Annotated in this window: 18 protein-coding genes; 9 read left to right on the forward strand and 9 right to left on the reverse strand. The window is 37.9% G+C overall.

All coding sequences use genetic code 11. From position 1 onward, the window contains the following. Positions 1-22: 22 nt before the first annotated feature. Together D0T08_RS26875 and D0T08_RS26880 are read right to left on the reverse strand one after the other, a co-directional pair. The gene (locus D0T08_RS26875; RefSeq protein ID WP_116985852.1) at positions 23-811 is read right to left on the reverse strand and encodes a transglutaminase family protein; all 789 of its coding nucleotides are present in this window, start codon (positions 809-811) and stop codon (positions 23-25) included. 94 nt (positions 812-905) lie between these two features. Next, positions 906-1739 carry an alpha/beta hydrolase gene (locus D0T08_RS26880; protein WP_116985853.1) on the reverse strand — a complete coding sequence of 278 codons (834 nt, stop codon included), beginning with the start codon at positions 1737-1739 and terminating at the stop codon, positions 906-908. Between the two features lie 177 nt (positions 1740-1916). Here D0T08_RS26880 and D0T08_RS26885 point away from each other — a divergent pair, with 177 nt between their 5' ends. The 3 genes from D0T08_RS26885 (at position 1917) to D0T08_RS26895 (ending at position 6583) form a co-directional block, all read left to right on the forward strand. Next, positions 1917-3176 (forward strand): serine hydrolase, encoded by a 1260-nt coding sequence (locus D0T08_RS26885; RefSeq protein ID WP_116985854.1) that lies wholly within the window; start codon positions 1917-1919, stop codon positions 3174-3176. 72 nt (positions 3177-3248) lie between these two features. Continuing rightward, positions 3249-4508 (forward strand): serine hydrolase, encoded by a 1260-nt coding sequence (locus D0T08_RS26890; RefSeq protein ID WP_116985869.1) that lies wholly within the window; start codon positions 3249-3251, stop codon positions 4506-4508. Positions 4509-4837: 329 nt separating this feature from the next. Then, positions 4838-6583 carry a DEAD/DEAH box helicase gene (locus D0T08_RS26895; RefSeq protein ID WP_116985855.1) on the forward strand — a complete coding sequence of 582 codons (1746 nt, stop codon included), beginning with the start codon at positions 4838-4840 and terminating at the stop codon, positions 6581-6583. A gap of 73 nt (positions 6584-6656) precedes the next feature. Here D0T08_RS26895 and D0T08_RS26900 read toward each other — a convergent pair whose 3' ends face one another. Continuing rightward, a complete protein-coding gene (locus D0T08_RS26900; protein WP_116985856.1) occupies positions 6657-8954 on the reverse strand; it encodes a fused MFS/spermidine synthase in 2298 nt (765 codons plus the stop codon). A gap of 196 nt (positions 8955-9150) precedes the next feature. Here D0T08_RS26900 and D0T08_RS26905 point away from each other — a divergent pair, with 196 nt between their 5' ends. After that, positions 9151-9441, forward strand: a complete 291-nt coding sequence (locus D0T08_RS26905) for a hypothetical protein (RefSeq protein WP_116985857.1) — start codon at positions 9151-9153, stop codon at positions 9439-9441. A gap of 174 nt (positions 9442-9615) precedes the next feature. Here the strand turns inward: D0T08_RS26905 and D0T08_RS26910 are convergent, their stop codons facing one another. The 3 genes from D0T08_RS26910 to D0T08_RS26920 form a co-directional block, all read right to left on the reverse strand. After that, entirely contained in the window at positions 9616-10968 is a 1353-nt protein-coding gene (locus tag D0T08_RS26910; RefSeq protein ID WP_116985858.1) for a hypothetical protein, read from the reverse strand. A gap of 89 nt (positions 10969-11057) precedes the next feature. Further along, positions 11058-11936 (reverse strand): DMT family transporter, encoded by an 879-nt coding sequence (locus D0T08_RS26915; protein WP_116985859.1) that lies wholly within the window; start codon positions 11934-11936, stop codon positions 11058-11060. Positions 11937-11946: 10 nt separating this feature from the next. Further along, positions 11947-12738: a TatD family hydrolase gene (locus D0T08_RS26920; RefSeq protein ID WP_116985860.1), complete on the reverse strand. Its 792-nt coding sequence runs from the start codon at positions 12736-12738 to the stop codon at positions 11947-11949. Between the two features lie 79 nt (positions 12739-12817). On the opposite strand from D0T08_RS26920, the gene D0T08_RS26925 reads away from it, so the two are divergent. From D0T08_RS26925 to D0T08_RS26935, 3 genes are read left to right on the forward strand one after another with little or no spacing between them, the layout of a single operon-like run. After that, a complete protein-coding gene (locus tag D0T08_RS26925) occupies positions 12818-13579 on the forward strand; it encodes a glycosyltransferase family 2 protein (protein WP_116985861.1) in 762 nt (253 codons plus the stop codon). Positions 13580-13594: 15 nt separating this feature from the next. Then, positions 13595-14113 (forward strand): metallophosphoesterase, encoded by a 519-nt coding sequence (locus D0T08_RS26930; RefSeq protein ID WP_116985862.1) that lies wholly within the window; start codon positions 13595-13597, stop codon positions 14111-14113. Between the two features lie 25 nt (positions 14114-14138). After that, positions 14139-15632 carry a hypothetical protein gene (locus D0T08_RS26935; RefSeq protein ID WP_116985863.1) on the forward strand — a complete coding sequence of 498 codons (1494 nt, stop codon included), beginning with the start codon at positions 14139-14141 and terminating at the stop codon, positions 15630-15632. A gap of 1 nt (position 15633) precedes the next feature. On the opposite strand, the gene D0T08_RS26940 is transcribed toward D0T08_RS26935, so the two are convergent. Together D0T08_RS26940 and D0T08_RS26945 are read right to left on the reverse strand one after the other, a co-directional pair. Next, the gene (locus tag D0T08_RS26940) at positions 15634-16557 is read right to left on the reverse strand and encodes an FAD:protein FMN transferase (RefSeq protein WP_116985864.1); all 924 of its coding nucleotides are present in this window, start codon (positions 16555-16557) and stop codon (positions 15634-15636) included. Positions 16558-16561: 4 nt separating this feature from the next. After that, positions 16562-17260 (reverse strand): hypothetical protein, encoded by a 699-nt coding sequence (locus D0T08_RS26945; protein WP_116985865.1) that lies wholly within the window; start codon positions 17258-17260, stop codon positions 16562-16564. Positions 17261-17426: 166 nt separating this feature from the next. On the opposite strand from D0T08_RS26945, the gene D0T08_RS26950 reads away from it, so the two are divergent. After that, positions 17427-17741: a hypothetical protein gene (locus tag D0T08_RS26950; protein WP_116985866.1), complete on the forward strand. Its 315-nt coding sequence runs from the start codon at positions 17427-17429 to the stop codon at positions 17739-17741. A gap of 33 nt (positions 17742-17774) precedes the next feature. Here the strand turns inward: D0T08_RS26950 and murC are convergent, their stop codons facing one another. Then, on the reverse strand, positions 17775-19247 hold the full coding sequence (gene murC, locus D0T08_RS26955; RefSeq protein ID WP_116985867.1) for a UDP-N-acetylmuramate--L-alanine ligase: 1473 nt from the start codon (positions 19245-19247) through the stop codon (positions 17775-17777). A 233-nt stretch (positions 19248-19480) separates the two neighbouring features. On the opposite strand from murC, the gene D0T08_RS26960 reads away from it, so the two are divergent. Then, complete coding sequence (locus D0T08_RS26960) at positions 19481-20965, forward strand: arginine decarboxylase (protein ID WP_229239066.1); 1485 nt, start codon at positions 19481-19483, stop codon at positions 20963-20965. Positions 20966-21319 lie beyond the last annotated feature (354 nt).

Genomic DNA, 21319 nt, shown 5'->3' on the forward strand with positions numbered 1-21319 from the left:
AAAAAGTAAAAGTTTAGGGAAATTATTGTTCCCGGGCAGGTTCTACAGATACAGTCATGTTCTGTAGTTCCATGGGCCCGAATTGGGTTGCCAAAGCTACATCGGCGGCATCGCGCCCATAAGCCAGCACTACTCTATTTCCTTTAGGTTCGGTTTGGGTGGCATCAAAAGTATACCATCGTCCGCCCAGATAAGCTTCGAACCAGGCGTGCAAGTCCATTGGTTTAAGTTGATGCAAATAACCCACTACAAAGCGGGCAGGTATAGTCATACTACGGCAAAGAGCAACACCCAGATGTGAAAAATCACGGCAAACACCGATTTTGCTTTGAGCCGTATCTTGAGCCGAAGTGGATGCATTACTATTCCCATATTCATAAATAATGTTTGCATTAATCCATTTTCTAATGGCTTCAACCTGTTCATATCCGGTCTCCACATGTGCTACTATTGAAGAAGCTAAATTTCCCAATTTATCAGACTCGCAGTAACGGCTAGGAAGTAAATAAATTAAAACATCATCAGGTAATTCTTGTACAGGTACAAAATTAGCACTAAAATCTACATCTATCTGGTCAGCTACTTCTACGATTGCCGAAGTTTTGATACTAAAATTTCCTTGTGGTGTAAATACCCGTTGACAAAGATTGCCGTATAAATCGGTGTACTCTGTTACAGGTACGTTTGGTTCTAACAGATATTCTTCTTTCGTTACCCATTGTCCGGCTCCGCTACGAGGACGAAGCATCAGGATAAGTGGTGTACTTTCTTCAATTTTATAATCAAGCTGGCAGCTGATAGCAAGTTTCATGGATTAATTTTATGGTTTAGTGGTTTTCTTTGATTCTTGTATAAAGATAGCAAAAAATACTGTGCCAAGCCTTGAAACTTATGTAATAATGATGTTACAAGTGCTTTTTTATCCAAACCAGCATATCATTAAAAACATTCTGTTTTTCAAATTCATTATGAATTTCATGATAAAGCCCTTTATAGGTTTTAAAAGTAGCATCGCCTGATAGTTGAGAAGCTAATTGTTTACTGGCCTCGTAGCTAGTCAGTTTGTCATCTGTACCGTGCATGATTAAAATGGGAACTGACGTCTGTTTAACATTTTTTAGTAGCCATTCACCCCATTCAATCAGGCCGATTCCTACTATGCCGGAAGCCTGATTATGTACCAAGGGGTCGGCCTTGTATTTTTCAATTACTTCGCGGTCATGTGAAAGATTTTCTAAATCTAATGAATTGGGTTGGGTAAATGAAGGGGCAATTACACGGGCTATTTTGCCAATAGCTAATAATAGTTTAGGCAATTCGAAACCCGGACGAACAGCGGGAGCAGTGGCGATAACGCCGTTAATAGTTGGTTTACGTCTGAATAAATAACTTAAAACCAAATTTCCGCCCATACTATGGCCGTATAAGAAAACGGGTTTGTTCGGAACAGTTTGTTTAGCCAGTTCAAGCAGGCGACTCATTTGTTCCATATAAGCTTCCATCGAATCGGCGTGCCCTCTTTTGCCTGTGGTTTGACCGTGTCCATAAGTGTCAACGGCTATCATAGCTATGCCTTGCGAAAGAAAGAACTCTGCTACGTGTCCATATCTGCCACTATGTTCTCCTAAGCCGTGCACTAAGGCGATAATACCTTTAGCATGATCATGCTCGGGTAACCATTTCTGAAAGAAAATTTTGCGTTGTTTATTATCAGTTTCAAAGAAAGATTCGTGAATCATGGATAGGGGTATTTATCGTGTCAAATGTATTTAAATTCTCTGAATAATGGAAGAATGGATGGAATTTGATTCAATGATTAAAATATCGTTTTCATTTAAAATCTGCTAAGGTTAAGTGTTTGGAAATCAATCAGAAACGATATATTTGTTTTCAAATCTATTCAAACCTTAAACAGCATGAAATACCTTTATTCTATTGTTTTTATCTTTCTGTTACACTATACTACTTTCTCTCAAACCTTAGGAGTAGGAACTCCCGAAAGTCAGGGCATGAGCACCCAAAGATTACAGCGGATTGATAAAGCAGTTAATGATTATATTGATAAATCTTACCTATCGGGGGTAGTAGTATTAGTAGCTCGTAATGGAAAAATAGTGTATCATAAGGGACTGGGATATGATGACATTGAAACCAAAAAGGCGATGGACAAAGATGCAGTTTTTCGTATTGCTTCTCAAACCAAAGCTATTACCAGTGTAGCTGTGATGATGTTGTATGAAGAAGGTAAGTTTTTATTAGATGACCCGATTTCTAAATATATCCCTTCGTTCAGAAATCCAACGGTATTAGATAAGTTCAACCCCAAGGATAGTAGTTATACGACTGTTCCGGCTAAGAGGGAAATTACTATCAGAGATTTGTTGACCCATACTTCTGGTATCAGTTATGCGGGTATTGGTACAAGAGAAGCGATTGCTATCTATGCCAAAAATAATATTCCGGGTGGAGTTGATACACCTTTTTATACACTGGAAGATGCGATTAATAGATTAGCGAAATTACCTTTAATCCATAATCCAGGGGAGAAGTTTACTTATGGATTAAATACTGATGTATTGGGGTATTTTGTCGAAGTAATGTCAGGCATGAGTTTCGATGCGTTTTTGCAGGAGCGCATTTTTAAGCCGATTGGTATGAAAGACACCTATTTTTATCTACCGGAGTCTAAATTTAGCCGATTAGCTGGTTTATATACCGAAGATAAGAACAAAAAAGTAATGAAAGTTACCGGCGACTACGGCAACTACTCTAAGAAAAAAGGTACTTATTTCTCGGGTGGGGGAGGATTGGTTTCGACCGTTACAGACTATGCCATGTTCCTGCAAATGTTGCTCAATGGAGGTAAATACAACGGGCAACAACTATTAAGCCCGGTTATCATAAATATGATGATTCATAACCAGATTGGCGATATTAAATTGGGTAATAAAAAGTTTGGTTTAGGTTTTGCCTTGACAACCGAAGCAGAAGCCGCCAGATTGACGCCTTCAGAAGGAACTTTTGATTGGGGTGGAGCCTATAGCACCGCTTATTGGGCTGACCCAAAAGAGGGGATTATTGGCATGATTATGACCCAGAAAATACCAAACAGCTATGCAGATATTGGAGAAAAATTCAAAGTAATGGTTTATCAGGCTATTACAAAACTTAATTAAAGTCAACTGGAAACGATATATTTGTTTTCAGAAGCGTTCAATAAAACAGTATCTATTCAAACCTTAAATATTATGAAATATTTTTATTCTCTTGTTTTAATCTTATTAGTAAATCATTTCTCTTTTTCTCAAACCCTGGTATCTGCTACCCCTGAAAGTCAGGGTATGAGTACGCAAAGATTGCAGCGGATTGATAAGGTAGTGAACGAGTACGTTGACAAATCATATACTGCGGGCGCAGTTGTTTTAGTTGTTCGTAATGGTAAAATAGTATACCACAAAGGCTTGGGCTATGATGATATATCAATTAAAAAGCCAATGCCGAAAGACATTATTTTTCGTATAGCCTCTCAAAGTAAAGCTATTACAAGCGTTGCTGTAATGATGTTATATGAAGAGGGTAAATTTCTATTGGACGACCCAATTTCTAAATATATTCCCTCATTCAAGAATCCGACGGTATTAGATAAATTCAATGAAAAAGATAGCACTTATACAACGATTCCTGCCAAAAGAGAAATCACGGTCAGAGATTTATTGACACACACTTCGGGTATCAGCTATGCAGGTATTGGTACTAAAGAAGCAGTAGCCATATATGCCAAAAATAAGATTCCAAGTGGTATTGGCACGCCGGATAATACCTTAGCCGATGCTATTAATAGATTAGGGAAAATGCCTTTGGTACACCAGCCAGGTGAAAAATGGACTTATGGTTTAAATACCGATGTGTTAGGTTATTTTGTAGAAGTAATTTCAGGTAAGAGTTTCGATGCCTTTTTGCATGAGCGTGTTTTTAAGCCTATCGGTATGAATGATACTTATTTCTATCTGCCTGAATCTAAATTTAATCGATTAGCTTCTTTAAACACCGAGGATAAAGATAAAAAAGTAATAAAAGTTACTGGTAACCAGGGCAATTATCCTACAAAGAAAGGTACTTACTTTTCGGGTGGGGCTGGGTTGGTTTCAACAGCTACAGATTATGCGATGTTTTTACAGATGTTGCTGAATGGAGGTAAGTACAACGGACAACAATTGTTAAGCCCGGTTACCGTAAATATGATGATACATAACCAGATTGGTGACTTGAGTCTTGGCAATAAAAAGTTTGGTTTAGGCTTTGGATTAACCACCACAGCAGAGGCGGCCAGAATTACACCATCAGAAGGGACTTTTGATTGGGGAGGGTACTATGGAACTACTTATTGGGTTGACCCGAAAGAAGGAATTATCGGTTTAATTATGACTCAGAAAGTGCCAAACAGCTATGGCGATCTGGGTGAAAAATTCAAAGTACTCGTATATCAGGCCGTTACAAAACTCAACTAATTGGATAAATAATATTTGATATTAGAATAGTGATTTTTTGCGTGCCAAAAATCACTATTCTAGAAAAAATACAATTATTTTTGCGAAATCCTTGGTAAATAGAAAGATTTGTATTAGTTTTGCATAAGTTTTAAGAAAGGCACATCCGTATGGGCCTCTGCAGTAATAAAAATTCGACACGAAGAGTTTCTCTTTCTTTCAAATTCCTTTCAGAGCAGGCAACGGGTGGTTCTCATCGTTCGCTTTATTATTTTTTCGGCATTCGGGGCAGTCACGGTTATGCGTGAGAACGGCAGTGTAGGTTCCGATTAACAAATATCTTATCCTTGATGGAAGTAGTAAAATTTTCCGAGCTCCCGCTTTCGGAGTATGTTCTTCGTGCGGTCGAAGAGCTAGGTTTTGAGTATGCAACGCCTATACAATCAGCCGCAATTCCAGTAGTGATGCGTGGTGGCGATGTAATCGGTCAGGCGCAAACAGGAACAGGCAAAACTGCAGCCTTTGGCATCCCGGCCATAGAAGCAGTTGACGAAACAGATAAAAGCACACAGGTGCTAATTATGTGTCCGACCCGCGAGTTGGCACTTCAGGTAAAAGAGCAAATCCAGAAATTAGCCAAGTACAAAAAAGGATTGAACGTAGCAGCCATCTATGGTGGTGAGTCATACGAACGTCAGTTTTTAGCGCTAAAGAAAGGTTCGCAGATTGTAGTGGGTACTCCTGGTCGTATCATGGACCACATGGAGCGCAAAACTTTAGTATTAAGTGACATTAAATTGGCTATCCTTGATGAAGCTGATGAAATGTTGAACATGGGTTTCCGCGAAGATATTGAGAAAATCTTATCTTTTGCTCCTACAGAAAGACAAACATTGTTGTTTTCAGCAACTATGTCGCCTGAGATTCTTTCAATTACCAAACGTTTTCAGAAAAACCCTGAAATCGTAAAAACATTGAAAAAAGAAGTATCAAATGCCAACATTGAGCAGTTTTTCTTTGCTGTACGTAAAGAAGCGAAAATGGAGGTGATGACTCGCTTAATAGATGTACATGATTTGAAATTGATGTTGGTGTTTGCAAACACTAAATCAAAAGTAGATGAAATCGTAAGTGATTTACAAGTTCGTGGCTATGCCGCAGAAGGTCTTCATGGCGATATGCGTCAGCAAGTGCGTACACAGGTAATGAGCAAATTCCGTGCAGGTGTAACCACTATTCTGGTGGCAACTGATGTAGCTGCCCGTGGTATCGACGTATCTGGTGTAGATGCAGTATTTAACTTTGATGTACCACAGGATTTAGAATATTACGTACACCGTATCGGCCGTACAGGTCGTGCAGGTAAAACAGGAAAAGCTTTCATGCTTATCTCTGGTCGTGATAAATACCGTCTGCGTGATATCGAGAACTATACTAAAGTAAAAATTGAACAAGGCAATATCCCTACATTCAATGAATTAGTAAAAACTCGTCACCGTAAATTCTTAGAACAAGTAAGATCGTCACTTCTTTCAGGTGTTGATAATTTCTACGAAGATATTATCGGTGAATTGAGCGAAGAAGGTTATTCTGATGCACAAATCATGGCTGCGCTGATTCAAATGCAGGTAGGCGCTGTGAAGAGCGAATTCTCTGATGCACAACTATCTGATAGCTACCGTGAGCCAAGATCTCAGGATTCAAGATTCGATAGAAGAGATTCAAGAAGCCAATATGGTAGCAGAGATGGTGGCCGTCGTGAGTATGGAAGTGGAAACAGAGACTCACGTGGTAGTAATGACCGTCGTTTCGAACCGAGAGAAAGACGTCAGGAAACTGGCGCCCGTGGCTCAGGAAGAACTGACATGGTACGTTTGTTTATCAGCTTAGGCCGTAAAGACAACGTTGCTCCTAACCATATTGTAGGTGCTATCACTTCAGAAGCCCGCATCGCAGGTCGTGCTATCGGACAAATTGATATTTATGACAAATTCAGTTTTGTAGAAGTACCTCAACAAGATGTGAAACGCGTATTGGATGGTATGCAAGGCAAAACCATCAATGCCCGCGAAGTAAATATGGAAATTGCGAAATAATTTTTCGTATTGAGATAAAATAAAAGCACGAGACTGTAAGGTTTCGTGCTTTTTTATTGAAATAAATCGAGAATCATTCCTCTTCATTCAAAATCCCTTCCCAGATTCTGCCAAAATCAAACTCATCTTTTGGCCACATATCTAAATTTACTTTGGGGGTATCTTTGGTTGTGCCATTTTGTAATACCCGTTTGCTTTGTAGAGTGCCAGTTAATAAGGCTCTTACATCGATATTGGCACGACCATAATGGTTTTTGGTAAATGGATCATCTAATCTTTTTAGAATCTCTTCTTCGTTGAGTTCTAAAGGTTTATTAGAGCCCACCAACATAAAGCCTCCAAATTCGTAAGTATAAGGAAATACACTCAAAAAACTATTCTGGATGCGCTCGGTTGCTCCCCAGGTAATAGCTAAACCGCCATCTTTCAATTTTGATCGTAAGAGTTTAAAGTATTCAACCGAATATAAATTCCCAGAATAAGATGATTTTGGCCGCAAGGCATCAGCCTCAATAATATCGTATTTTTTGTCATTTCTATGTAAAAAATAACGCCCATCCTGCAAAATCAGATTCACTCGTTTATCTGTCATAATATAATGAGCTGAACTATCTCCACTACGCCTCACAAATTCATACACTGCATCAGGCTGATTAACAATTACTTCAAAACAATCCAGATTTTTGGTGACTTCTCTACCTCCGGCATTATACAATGTACTCGCAGACCCTAAGCCGATGATACCAATATCTTCCGGGTTAGGATGTATCAAAGCCGGAATAGCCCCCAGAACAATATGCGTATTATCCTGATTGAAGGGAAACATACTTTGGCCTAAGCCATTGGTATAAACAAACGAGTCTTTGTCAAAAGTTTTAATAAATGAAACAGCTGTTTCATCTTCTCTGATAATGAAATCCTTTTCGCTGGTCATGCCTCCCAGCTTCATCCAGAATTTTTCGTTTGATGGCAACAGAACAACCGCCAGAATAAGCACAGCCGCCATACTGATACGCATAAGCAGAGTGTTGAACCGATGTTTATGCAGAATGAAAATATAGACTAAGCCAATAAGACTGATAAGCTTGATAGTGAGAGAAGTACCTAAATAATTAAACCCTACCAAGGTCACAAACCACGCCCCGGCGGTTGAGCCTACAATATTCATAAATTGTAACCAACCTACTTTACGGCCTACTTCTTCAAACTTATCCTGAATAATCAATTGCGATATAGTAAAGCTAAAACCCATAATAAAGGTCGGAACAGCCATCAGAAACATCGGAATGATGAACATGGTAGAAATGACTATATGAGTGGCAAAAGATGTCTCGTAGCTTTTAAAATAATCAAATAGAAAGGAAAGAGCAGATACATCTTTTATAGCCCATTGTAAGATAACAATAGAGCCAATGGTATAAACATATAAGAAGTATTGAGAATTGAGGAATAATCTTAACCGATTGCCAGTATAATTTTTAGCGAAACGAACCCCAAAATAAGTGCCTATAGCCATCATACCCAGATAAATGGCCAGAATGATAGAAAAAGTCAGGGCCACTGATTTCATCATGGTTTCAATCATCCGGAACCACATAATTTCGAAGCAGATAGCCATGAAACCGGAAGTAGTATATTGCAGAATCCAGTAGAGAAAATTACGGTTCCATGAAAATCCTGTTGCTTTGGAACCAGGAATAAATATGGGCTCTTCTTTGCTTTTGGTGGTTTGATTACGTTTGTTTTCCCTATAATAAATAATAATAGAAGTGACCGCACAGGCAAAATTAAAGAAAGCACCCAAACGTACGGCATTCTCAAAGCCCATCACACGAATAAGGACGAAAGAAGTCACAAAAGTACCTATGGCTGCCCCGAGCGTATTGGTGAAATACAATAAACTGATGTAATTAGCCTGATTTTCAGATGTTTTTTCTTCAAATGCCTTAGATAGCAATGGTAAAGATAGTCCCATCAGGAAAGTAGGAAAAAGCAATACCAGAAAAAGAATCAGATAAATCTGAAAGCTAGAACCTGCCTGTAAGGCATTAGATTGATACAACCAATCATAAATGATGCTTTTACTAAATAAAGCAAAAAGCCCAATGCCCGTTTCGGCTAATACAAATAGTAAAATAGGTCTATTTTTGCCTGCCCGGTCGGCTAACTGTCCACCCGCTAAATAGCCTAAGCCTAATCCTGCCATAAATGCAGAAACAATAAGGCTGATGCTGACAGAACTAATCCCGGTATAAAAAACCAACCATCGTTGCCAGATTACCTGATAGATAAGGGCTGCAAAACCGGAAAAGAAAAAAATGAATAATAGGAGAACGGAACGGAATTTGTTAGATTTCGTTTGAGAGGCCATGCGTAAAAGTTAGTAAAACCACAACCAACCAACTATCCCTGGCATAAAGCTGACTAAGGAAATAGAAAGTAGTAGTGATAGGTTATTCATAAAAGTTTTGGAATCCTAAAATTACATGCTTTTTTTATTAAAAAAATTAATTTTTTGTGAAGAATTATTATATTTGATTAATCTAACCCTTTAAATACTAACCCCTATGAAAACATGTAGTTTAATTGCTAACATTGTTATGCTACTTATTCTGATTCCTGCTGCATTCGGCGCTATTATGTCTCCTTTTGTATTTGATTCAGGCGCGAGTAGAAGAACATGGTTGATTTTTGGAACTCTTGTTGCTTTACCTGTCTTAATTATCTTATCACAAATTATTTCATGGATCGCGTATGTGCGCCACAATTACGACTTTGCTTTTAAAGTAAGTTTAGTGCCAGTGTTAGATATTTTAGTAATTATCGTTCTTTTTACGATTAGTAGTGATTTGAAGTAGAATTGTAAAAGAAATTAAAAAAGCCTGAAAACAACGCGAGTTTTCAGGCTTTTTTGATTATGAAATTGAGTGATTTATTATTTAAGAATTAATAATTGATGCTCAATATATTAATCTCCATCTAGCGTACAAATAATCACTCAACAACAATTCGCTCAATCACTCATTAGACTTCTATTCCTCAAAATAATACCCAAATATTATCCCCATTTCATCCTCAGTTGTCAATCCGAATCTCACAGTTTTGTCTGTAGTATTATTATAAGTGATTCTTGAAGTAAGTCCCTCGCCTTTTTTTAGGGAGATATAAGGGGTATAATTAATTTTTTCAGGATGTTCCCAATTGGTTGAGGTATAAACCACTTCACCATCTCTGCTACCGCCTTTTATGAGTATTTCAAACTTTTCACCTAATTTATGCGTATGAGAGAATAGCATAGCTATTTTTATATTCTTGTCGAATGTGAAGTTTTTGGAAATAACCGTTTTTTGTTTAGGTAGAATCGTGAGGTTATTATTGGCTAAATCAAGCACTTTTAGCGTGTTCTTTACATTAGCCTTATTGGTTGTGTAAAGATTGATATAAACTTCTCCGGGAATGGCGCTTGTACCTTTATTGTAGTAATGAGAGTTCATATCAAAAGTAGTATTCGGAGCTACTTCAACGGCTGTTCCTTCCGGAAAAGTATAATCCATATTGGCTTCGCTTCCACCAAAATTAAAGATATGATTACCCATTTGCTGAAACGTAAGAACATTCAGTGAGCCATCCGGATTACGTAAATCACGTACCTGATTCAAAGGAGCCAGATTATTCTTGTCTCTGAATCCATATAGAATAAAATGATGACTTCCCGGACGCATTCTTATCTGAATTCTATTTACATAGGCAGTTTCAATGTTCCCTAAAGGTTTTCTTACAAACAGCTCTCTTTCAAAATCAGGAGCTACATCAAACTTATCTAATTTCATCTGATAACCTGTTCCACTAGCAGGAGCGGCCAATACTTCAAATGGAGTTGTATTGCTTGGGGTGGTATCGTCTAATAGTTTGGCATCTGCCACAGCTCCTTTTTCGGGAGCTCCGGCTTCAATCCATCTTCTGATATACTCGATTTGTCCTGCATAGAGCGGTTCGCTTCCCAATGGCATGGTGCTACCATAATTTTTACCGCCATGATGGCTATTATCAACATTCAATTTATGGAAAAATAAGCTTTGTAAGGAGTTAAAAGCTTTTACTAATTTTAAACCGTCTGCTCTAGCCTGGTCATTTTTTGGGTCTATCTCATATAAATTATTATACGCTTTACCTTTCGTTAACACCAGACCATGTTGGGCAAAGGCACCATCGTTTTCAGAGAAATGACAGCCCTGTACAGCGCAAGACTTCGTCAATATTTTATCCTGTATTAAATCAAAGCTAGATACTTCAGAGTCAACCGTCTCTTGTTTACTGCAAGAGTTCATCAGCGAAAGACACAAAACCGTAGCGACAGAAAGGGTAGTAAAAATAGTATATCTCATACAATCAATAGTATCACTTTTTCTTAACGTAAATATCAGTGATAAATATGTGCTTTAATATAAAAACCTGATAAATAGTTTACTACAAACTACTTGCCATTTTTTTGATTAGACTTTTCACGCTGCCCGACATACAAGCCAACAATTACTAACGCAGTACCTAAAAAAGTATGATAGGTAATAGGTTCATCAAGCAGCAGATAGGAATAAATAAACCCGAAAATAGGGCAGAGGAATAAGAAGAACGAAGCTTTAACCGGGTCAACTTCCAGAAGATATAACCATAATTGCACGGCTAGAATTGAAACCGGAAATATCAACCAGAGTACAGATAGCGTAAAATTAAGGTCAAAATGATTGGGCTCTTTGTGCAAAATAAATGTAAGAGGCAACATCAGAATACCGCCTAAGAATACCTGCCAGCCATTAATGGCTGTGCGTGATAATTTCCAGTCAATTTTAGAATAGTAAATAGTACCCACCGAGTAAGAAAGCATACTGAGAAACATATAAAAAAGCCCTAGAGGAGTAGCAAAACTTTTTTGCAAAAGCGGATAGGTGGCAAGACCAACCCCTAATAGACCCAATAATACAGCCAGCCACTCAGCCCTCTTTACCTGTCGGCCCATCCAGAAAGCCGAAATAATACTAATAAACAACGGGTTAGTGGCTGTTGAAAGACTCCCAATACCTGCAGCTACTTCTTTAATACCCAATACAAAGAAACTCAGGTAAAGGGTAACATTTAATAAACCGAATATGGTTAGTTCCCACCACTCTTTGCCTTTGGGCAGACGATCTCTTTGAAACAAAAACGAAAAGGCAAGCATAATAATACCAGCCGATAAGAATCGTATCTGAAAAAGTACTAATGGTTCTACAGAACGAAGTCCGAATTTGGCAGCTGCCGAAGCCGAAGCCCATGACGCAGCAAATAAAATTCCCAGTAAGAGGAGTCTCAGGTTCAATGTTCAGGTATTATTTATGTATCAAATGTACGGCATTTTCAGTAGTCTGTCGTACCACTTCCTGAAAAGAGACCTGCTTTAATTCGGCTATTCTTTGGGCTACCAGCTCAATATAAGCAACCTCATTTCTTTTACCTCTATGCGGTACAGGCGCCAGATAAGGAGCATCAGTTTCGAGTACCATATGTTTTAAATCTATAAATGGAAGCACTTTATCCATGCCCCCATTTTTAAAGGTAGCAACCCCTCCGATGCCTAATAAAAAGTTAAGCCCTATCACTCTCTGTGCTTCTTCCAGATTACCAGAAAAACAATGGAAAATACCTCTTAAATCACTCCATCCAAATTGCTCAATTAACTCAATACATCTTACAATGGCATTTAACTGGCCATCTTTCGAGTTACGAGAGTGAATGCAAATAGGTAAATTATATTTTTGAGCAAGACGCAATTGTGCAATAAAGGCTTCCTCCTGCTGTGGCACAAAGTTTAAATCCCAATAGAAATCAATCCCAATCTCTCCAATCATCTGGAAAGGCCTTTGGGCGTTTCTACTGAGTAAGTTTTCAACAATATATAGCTCCTGTTCATAGTCTTCTTTGATATAACAAGGGTGAACTCCCATCATGGGAAGACAAACACCCGGATATTGATTTTCCAGTGCCAACATCCCATTAATGGTTTCAGAGTTGCAGTTGGGCATCCAGATTTGCTTTACGCCTGCCTCAAATGCGCGTTTGAGCATCAAGTCTCTATCTTCATCAAATTGGTCGTCGTAAATATGTGCGTGGGTTTCTATCATCTCAATAATCAATTTTTTTTGCAAAATTACACCGTTAAAATTTCAAACAATATTACTTTTGGAAATAAAACCACAGCTAATGCATCTTTCAGTAGTAATTCTCACTTTTAACAGTACCCGAACAATCAGGCAAGTATTAGCAGCAGTAGCAGGGTGGGCCGATGAAATAGTGGTAGTTGATAGTGGTAGTACCGACGAAACACTGGCTATTGCACAGGAGTTCGGCTGTAAGATTTACCACCGGAAACTGGATGGCTTTGGTAAACAAAAAAATTTTGCCGTAAATCAGGCCAAAAACGACTGGGTATTTGTAGTAGATTCTGACGAAGTAGTGACCGAAGCATTAAAGAAAGAGATAGATGCTCAACTGGCACAAAATACTGAATATAGGGGTTTTCTGGTGCCAAGGATACTCATATTTCTGGATAAAAAACTAAAATATGGCAGAGAATCAAAACTGCCGACTTTACGAATATTCAACCGGAAGTTCGGGAATTATAATGATAAGGATGTTCATGAAGAGGTGGTTTTAGACGGGAAAACACTCACGCTGAAAAGAGAAATGCTCCATTATAGTTTCTCTGATATAGCAGAGTTTTTCCAGAAGATGAACGATTATTCTTCCAGAAGTGCTGCAGAACTATATGTCAAAGGCAAACGTACTTCTATATTAAAAGTCATTACCAAGTTTCCCATCACTTTTTTTGTAGAGTATTTTATCAGACTTAATTTCCTTAATGGGTACCCAGGTTTTGTCTGGGCTTTTACTCAGGCAATTTATGCCAGTCTGAAATATATAAAACTCAGAGAATTACAAACCGCATCTACACTTCAATCTTAATTTAATAATTTAGTAATGACCCATATAGGACTCATATCAGACACACACGGATATTTGGATGAAACGGTTTTTGAACACTTCAAAGACTGTGACGAACTCTGGCATGCAGGTGACGTGGGTTCGGTAAAGATTATTGAGCAATTGCAGGCTTTCAAGCCTACTCGGTTTGTATTTGGCAATATTGATTCAAAAGAAATACAGTGGCAATTACCCGAGCATGAGTTTTTTACATTGGAGGGCTTCAATATCTGGATGACTCATATAGGTGGAGCTCCTCCTAATTATAATCCGGCAGTAAAGAAAAAATTTAAAGAGCAGATACCCGATATTTTCGTTTGCGGGCATTCGCATATACTACGTGTGATAAAGGATGAGAAAATGAATAATATGCTATATATGAATCCCGGCGCAGCAGGTAATGAGGGCTTTCATAAAGTAAAAACTTTATTGAAATTTACTTTGGATAATCGAAAAATGTCTAACTTAGGGGTGATAGAGCTAGGGAAACGAGGCGCGATTATTCGGGGTGCGTAACCCGTTGATTTTAAGAATAGCTATTATGAAAAGCATAGATAAACGTTATTTACTAATTTTTACTTTTTTGCTGCTACTGCCTTTTTCAATTTCTGCACAATTGGTACAGGGAAAAAGGATAGAGTTTGAGCGAAGTAGCACAATGGACGAAGACCACCAGTTGTTTTCGTTACAGGAAAATGGTGTTTTATTATTTCACTCAAGTGAAGACGTGTATCGTCGGAAAACCACGCTTGATTTCCACAAATATGATAGTACGCTTGCGGAACAATGGAAAGTAACATTTGTACCCGAAGAAGAATTTCTACTAAACAAGACTTATCAGAACGACCGCTATTTATTTGTACTTTTCAAGAAACGGGAAAGAACTGACATACGTGTATTGCGCTTAGATCTGGATTCTGGTGATAAAACCTATGTTGAGGGCGATTTACTGACTAATATGGACATAGAGCACTTTACAGTGCTGCAAAGCAAGGCTTTTATTGGCGGCAAATACAATGACCGTCCGGTAGTGGTCATGTTTAGTTTCTTCGATAAAACCTCTAAAGTATTGCCGGAAATTCATGCCAATCATTTAATGATTAGCGAAATGGATGTGAGTGTGCAGAATGAACTGGTCTATGTAATGCTGAAAAACGAGCGGAACTGCCAGTATATCATCAAAACTTATTCATATGACGGTAAGCCACTAAGCACAATGGGGTTGGGTGATAAACAAAGAACACCAATTTCGGGCAAAATACTGAATATGGATGATGGCTCCTCTTTATTATTGGGTAATTATGCAGAAGGCTGCTCGCCACTTTCTATCGGTATTTATATGCAGAATCTCTCTAATGATTCTAAAATCCAATACATCGATTTCTCAGATTTGCGAAACTTCTTCAGCTTTATGGCACCTAAGAAAGAAGAAAAAATAAAGGAGAAAATCAGACTTAAAAAGGAGAGAGGTAAAGAGGTAAAACTGCGAAACAGATTACTACTACACGATATTGTTTCCACGCCCGAAGGCTGGATATTAATTGCCGAAGTGTTTTATCCTGAATACAAAGCCCCTGCCAATAATGGTTTTAGCAATTGGCGTAGTTATCGGATAGGAGGCGATACCTATAATAATTTCCGCTATACACATGCCATCCTATGCGGGTTCGACCATAACGGCAAATTATTGTGGGACAACAGCATTTCCTTGAAAGATGTAGAGGGGAGCGAACTAAATCCTAAAGTGCAGATTACCCGTCAGGACGATTTACATATACTGGCCTACCCTGATGAGGACTTAATCAAAGCGGTAGTAGTAAAAAAAGACGAGAAAATAAAAGACCTGGAGAGCTTTGATTTAAAGGCCAATTCTGATGCTGAAAGAATTACAGATACTGATCGAACAAATCTCATAGCCTGGTTTGGGCATAGTTTTCTCGCTTATGGCTACCAGAGCATCAGAAAAGATCTTGCCAATAGAGAAGTTTTTTCTATCAGCAAACTGACTTACTCGTTAAAAAACGGAAAGCAATAGCTTAGTAAAATGCCACTGCTTTCATTTTTTTGACCAGCTTCTTACTCTTTTCTTTATCCATCAGGTACAAAGCTTTTGAGAGCCATTCAGAGCTTGTTCCATCTTTGCTGATAATGGTTACCTGATGTAATTCTGTGCCTCCGATACCTTTCTTTGGATCGATAATATGCGAGTATTTTCTGCCGTCTATTTCAACAAACTGATACATATCTCCTGAGGTAGATATCCCACAGTTTTTGAGATAATAATCTTTGTTAGTAATAATTACTTTCCACCCTTTTTCTTGTGGAGGCGCATTTGAAATGACAATATTTCCACCTGCTTCAATCATAGCTGATGTAATGCCATCTGCCTGCAATATTTTCATCATTTCATCTTCTGCATAGCCTTTGCCTATTCCTCCAAAATCAATGCGCATCCCCTGCTTTTTCAGCATGATAGCCTGATTCTTATTATCGATTACAATATTCTCCATACCTATTTTTGCCCTTGCCTCAGCAATTTGGGTATCAGAGGGGAGTTGTTTCTGGCGTTTCATGCGCCTCCATAATTGAGTCATAGGGCCAATGGTAATATCAAAATTACTTTCTGTCAAACGGGCACCTTTGATAGATTCTTGTGTGATTTTCCATAAATCATCGCTTACTTTTACATACTGCCCCGTACCAGAAGTACGACATAAACGGTTAATCTCGCTGTCTTCACGATAATCGCTTAAAATCATGTTTAAAGTATCTAAACGGATGAATGCTTTTTGAGTAGCAGCTAATGCTTTGGCAGAGTCAGGGGCATAAAATACAATCCTGAACATAGTGCCCATCTGAGGATGGGAAAATTCAAAACGGGTTTGTGCGTAGGTATGATGGCAAAAAAAGAGGAATAGGCCCAAAAGACTATTCCTCTTATTCAATAATTTTATTGACATTCGATTACTTAATCTCAAATAATGTATCAGCCAGATTAGTGTTAGCTTCAATTTTAGAAGCTGTTAAGGCCAATTGCATCATGCCTAAATCCTGGCTTAGTTTGTGTGCAAATTTTACACCGTTAATAGCTTTGTAATCAGTATAGTCAGAAGTAATCGTTTGCGCGCCCATTGGTGTTTCTGCGGTAATTACCTGGCGAACTTTTAAGCCTGTAGCTGCATCATAGAATTCAGTCATTTTAACCGATCCAATTGTTACGTCAAGTTTATACGCATCAGCATTGTTTACTTTTTCTTTACCTACATAAGTTAATTTAGCACCCATAGCAGTGTATTCTGCTTCCGGTACAATTACAGCCTGCATAGCAACTGCTTTTACTTTCTCAGGATCAGTAATATCTTCTGATCCTTGCATGCCGCTAGCGCGAACTTTAGTACCATCGCATACTTGTTTCTGTACTTCACCCATTCCGGTTACACTTACAGACTGTAAAAATTTATTAGGAGATTTTTTTTGAATAAGAATTTCTAAGTTGGCACCTTGTGCTTCACCGGTAAAAGTCATACTTAAATCTTTTATTTTTGCAATGGCATCTTTGCCACCAATTGCCGTAACGTAGTTGTTAATAACTTCTTCAGCAGTTTGCGCAAAAGATAGCGTGCTAATAAGCAATGCCGATACAAAAAGACTGATTTTTTTCATCGATTAATAAGTTAATGTTTAAAACTGCTGTAAAGGTGTAAAAGGATTTGAAAGTTTCCTAATATTTTTAGGATAATTGGCCTTATACAAGGAACTATGGTAGCATAAACGAAGATTCGTATTTAAATATTTCAGATAGGTCGAAATAGTTACTACTTTTGGAAATATGATTATCATTAAAGGCATACCTTTTAGAAAAATAAACGGAATTACACTGTTCCCGTTCATCATTGTGCGGCCTAAAAAGCCTAATGACATTTTATTAAACCATGAGCGGATTCATATCTGGCAGCAATTAGAATTGTTAGTTATACCTTTCTACGTATGGTATGTAGCCGAATGGATTTATCATTATGCCAGATGCGGGCAATGGTGGGTAGCGTACAGAAGAATCAGTTTTGAGAAAGAGGCTTATGCCAATGAGAAAGATTTCAGTTACCTGAAAAAAAGAAAACTTTGGGCTTTTTTGAAGTATAGGTAGAGGCATCCGGCAGATGCCTCTACCTGAGATATATTACTCGTTATTAAATACTTTTTTAAACTGCGTAAGCAGACCTGACCACGAATTATCTTCTTTTTGCTCAGAGATTACTTTTACCTTCGGGAACTCTTCTTTCACTTCTTTTTCCAATATGCGCTTGGCCAACTCAGGTAAAACCAAACCACCAAATGTGCCTGACGACATCATTAATAAATTAGTCTGAAACCAGTTTTGTTCTAACAAAAAGTCAACAATCTGTTCTCTTTCTGTAAATACTAATAAATTATCATCACCAAAAGCTTTTTTGATTTCTTCCGGTGAAATAGGAGGGAGGCGTTTCATTTCAAGCGTATGTGGAGAATAGAAAACTATTGCCGTATCAGCATCTTCCATTGTTCCCTCGTATTGCGGTAAAAAGTCTTTATTCAAGCTACTGAAAGTATGCAATTCATAACACGCAATCAGTCGACGGTTGTTATGAAGCATTTTAGTAGCATTGGTCGTCGCTTTTAGTTTAGATGGCGCATGCGCAAAATCTCTGAAAATGAGTGTATTGGTATTCTCACCTAATTTTTCCAATCTTTTTGAAGCTCCTTTAAAATGTTTGATCGCTTCGTAGAATTCTTCGTCAGTGATGCCCAGGCGGTCAAGAATAATCTTGGCACCATTAAGGTTTTTCATATTGTGCTCACCGAAAATCTCTAATGGTACTTCTGTTTTACCTACTTGCAAGATACATTTACCATTTTCAACTTTATAAGGATGCGCTTTATATGGGAATTTGCCTACATCCGGACGGTCTTTTTCACCAATTACTTTTACAATATCATCAGTTTCATCATAGATAATCGCACCTGCTTTAGGTAAACCATCGGCTAATTCTTCAAAAGTCTGAACGTAGCTGTCGAAAGTCTTGAAGATATTGAAGTGATCCCAGGCAATACCGCTGATCAAGCAAACATGTGGATGATAAAACAAGAATTTGGATTTCAAATGAACCTTTGATTCTGGGTATTCATCACCCTCAATAATTATCACTGGCGACTCATCATCAAGATTAACCATTACGTCAAAACCCTCAATCTGCGCACCTACCAGATAATCAAATTTACGGTTGTAAAACTTTAATACGTGCAGAATCATACTAGTGATACTTGTTTTGCCATGACTTCCGGCAATGACCACACGCAGTTTGTTAAGACTTTGCTCGTAGATATATTCAGGGAAAGAATAGACTTTTATGCCTAATTCCTGTGCTTTAGCTAGCTCAGGGTTATCAGCAAACGCATGCATGCCTAAGATAACCGCATTTAAGTCTTTTGTTATTTTTTCAGGAAACCAACCCAACTCAGCAGGTAAGATGCCTACTTCAGCCAGGCGGCTTTTTGAAGGGTCGTTTATTTCGTCGTCTGAACCGGTTACGATATATCCTTTTTTATGAAGTGCAAGCGCCAGGTTGTGCATCACAGCGCCCCCGATAGCAATAAAGTGAATTTTTTGGCTCATTTATAACAAGAATTTCACAAATCAACGCGTTTTTTAAAAGCTTATTCCGTTGAGTTTTGTATGATGATAGCAAAAAATGAATGAATATAAATTTATGAACCACAGTCACAAAAACTGTGTTATAAATATCGTTGCAAAGTTGTTAAATTTATGTCACATTTGCACAAATTTTCTCATAGAGATAGGCCGTATCATTCCAAAACTTTAAAAGTTTTTATGCATTTTACTTAGAGATGAAACGTTACATAGACCTTATTGAACAAACCTTTGAATTTCCGACCCGGGAATTCGGTGTTGACGAAGCACACACCCTTATGTTTAACAATGTTCCACTGATGGACATTATCAAACAATATGGTACGCCATTAAAAATCAGTTATCTGCCTAAAATTTCAGAACATGTCGAAAACGCCAAGTTGCTTTTCAGAAATGCCATGAAGAAATATAATTATAAAGGGAGCTACACGTACTGTTATTGTACAAAGTCATCACATTTTAGGTTTGTCATTGAAACAGCGCTGAATAGTAATGTTCACCTCGAAACCTCGTCTGCCTTTGATATGGATATTATCAGAGCTTTGTATGACGAGAACAAAATTAATCAGAATACCTACGTTATCTGTAACGGATACAAACGTCCGAAGTACTTAGAGGGTATTTCTGCCTTACATAACGAAGGTTTTGTAAATTGTATTCCGATTTTAGATAATCTGAAAGAGATTGATTACTACTTGCAAAACTCTACTGCTGAAACGGTAAACCTTGGCATCAGAATTGCAACAGATGAGGAGCCGAACTTTGCTTTTTATACTTCTCGTTTAGGTGTAAGATACAATGATATAAATGAGTTGTATAAAGAGAAAATAAAGCCAAATCCAAGATTTAAGCTGAAAATGCTTCATTTCTTTATCAATGCTGGTATCAAAGATAATGCGTATTACTGGTCAGAGTTAACTCGTTTCATGTTTAAATACTGCGAAATGAAGAAGATATGCCCAGACCTTGATTCGATTGATATTGGCGGCGGGTTACCGATTCAGACATCATTGGTATTCAACTATGATTATCAGGCAATGATTGATGAAATCATTGAGAATATTCAATGGATTTGTAATAAAAACAATGTGCCTGTGCCACATATATTTACTGAGTTTGGTAGCTATACAGTAGGAGAGAGTGGAGCGGTTATTTATAAGGTGATTGATAAAAAACAACAGAATGACCGTGAGTTGTGGTATATGATAGATGGCTCGTTCATTACTCAATTGCCAGATTCATGGGGAATTGGCCAGAAGTATATCATGATGCCTGTGAATAACTGGGATAGCCCTTATGAAAAGGTAAACCTGGGTGGCTTAACCTGTGATTCTCAGGATTTTTATAATACTGAGGCTCATTCAGAAGACTTGTATTTGCCAATATTTGATATTGAGAATGAAGACCAATATATCGGATTTTTCCATACTGGTGCTTATCAGGAGTCTTTAGGCGGATATGGTGGTATCCAACACTGTCTGATCCCAGCACCGCAGCACGTATTGGTTAATTTAGATGCCGATGGAAACATCACAACCGAACTTTTTGCCGAAGAGCAGGATAGCAATTCAATGATGGAGATTTTAGGGTATAAGGCGCAGGGAAAGAAAGAAACACATACAATACCCGGCAATGGTTCATCAAAAAAAAGCAAGAAAACGACAGAAGAAGCTTTGGTATAAAATAAACTGAGCAGTAGAACGTTTTAAGTAGAACCGAAAATTATATTTTAATGAAACCTAAGTTACTGATTCTTTCTCTTTTGGTGGTTGCCGCAATGAGTTCTTGCCGTAAACAACAATGTCCGGCGTATGGTAAAGTTTCACCAAAAAGCGTAGCAGAGAAGAAACATTGTTAGTCATATAGATGGTTCATAGTGTAATAAATGCACTATGAACCATTATTCTATTAATTAACTTAAGTTGCTACCTTAAATTCGGAAGAATTTGCAGATAGCAAAAGAGACAATAAAAGCAAAAACTTTAAATTGGAACCCGTTAAGTGTAACTGCATGAATTTTCTTAGCAAATTGAGCG

Origin of the sequence: Emticicia sp. C21 (genome assembly GCF_003418935.1) — a bacterium.
In the GTDB taxonomy this organism is placed as follows: domain Bacteria; phylum Bacteroidota; class Bacteroidia; order Cytophagales; family Spirosomataceae; genus Emticicia.

Excerpts from the sequence above, each read along its gene's own strand:
- D0T08_RS26875 (WP_116985852.1), bottom strand. The coding sequence starts at position 811 with ATGAAACTTGCTATCAGCTGCCAGCTTGATTATAAAATTGAAGAAAGT.
- D0T08_RS26880 (WP_116985853.1), bottom strand. The coding sequence starts at position 1,739 with ATGATTCACGAATCTTTCTTTGAAACTGATAATAAACAACGCAAAATT.
- D0T08_RS26885 (WP_116985854.1), top strand. The coding sequence starts at position 1,917 with ATGAAATACCTTTATTCTATTGTTTTTATCTTTCTGTTACACTATACT.
- D0T08_RS26890 (WP_116985869.1), top strand. The coding sequence starts at position 3,249 with ATGAAATATTTTTATTCTCTTGTTTTAATCTTATTAGTAAATCATTTC.
- D0T08_RS26895 (WP_116985855.1), top strand. The coding sequence starts at position 4,838 with ATGGAAGTAGTAAAATTTTCCGAGCTCCCGCTTTCGGAGTATGTTCTT.
- D0T08_RS26900 (WP_116985856.1), bottom strand. The coding sequence starts at position 8,954 with ATGGCCTCTCAAACGAAATCTAACAAATTCCGTTCCGTTCTCCTATTA.
- D0T08_RS26905 (WP_116985857.1), top strand. The coding sequence starts at position 9,151 with ATGAAAACATGTAGTTTAATTGCTAACATTGTTATGCTACTTATTCTG.
- D0T08_RS26910 (WP_116985858.1), bottom strand. The coding sequence starts at position 10,968 with ATGAGATATACTATTTTTACTACCCTTTCTGTCGCTACGGTTTTGTGT.
- D0T08_RS26920 (WP_116985860.1), bottom strand. The coding sequence starts at position 12,738 with ATGATAGAAACCCACGCACATATTTACGACGACCAATTTGATGAAGAT.
- D0T08_RS26925 (WP_116985861.1), top strand. The coding sequence starts at position 12,818 with ATGCATCTTTCAGTAGTAATTCTCACTTTTAACAGTACCCGAACAATC.
- D0T08_RS26930 (WP_116985862.1), top strand. The coding sequence starts at position 13,595 with ATGACCCATATAGGACTCATATCAGACACACACGGATATTTGGATGAA.
- D0T08_RS26935 (WP_116985863.1), top strand. The coding sequence starts at position 14,139 with ATGAAAAGCATAGATAAACGTTATTTACTAATTTTTACTTTTTTGCTG.
- D0T08_RS26940 (WP_116985864.1), bottom strand. The coding sequence starts at position 16,557 with ATGTCAATAAAATTATTGAATAAGAGGAATAGTCTTTTGGGCCTATTC.
- D0T08_RS26945 (WP_116985865.1), bottom strand. The coding sequence starts at position 17,260 with ATGAAAAAAATCAGTCTTTTTGTATCGGCATTGCTTATTAGCACGCTA.
- D0T08_RS26950 (WP_116985866.1), top strand. The coding sequence starts at position 17,427 with ATGATTATCATTAAAGGCATACCTTTTAGAAAAATAAACGGAATTACA.
- murC (WP_116985867.1), bottom strand. The coding sequence starts at position 19,247 with ATGAGCCAAAAAATTCACTTTATTGCTATCGGGGGCGCTGTGATGCAC.
- D0T08_RS26960 (WP_229239066.1), top strand. The coding sequence starts at position 19,481 with ATGAAACGTTACATAGACCTTATTGAACAAACCTTTGAATTTCCGACC.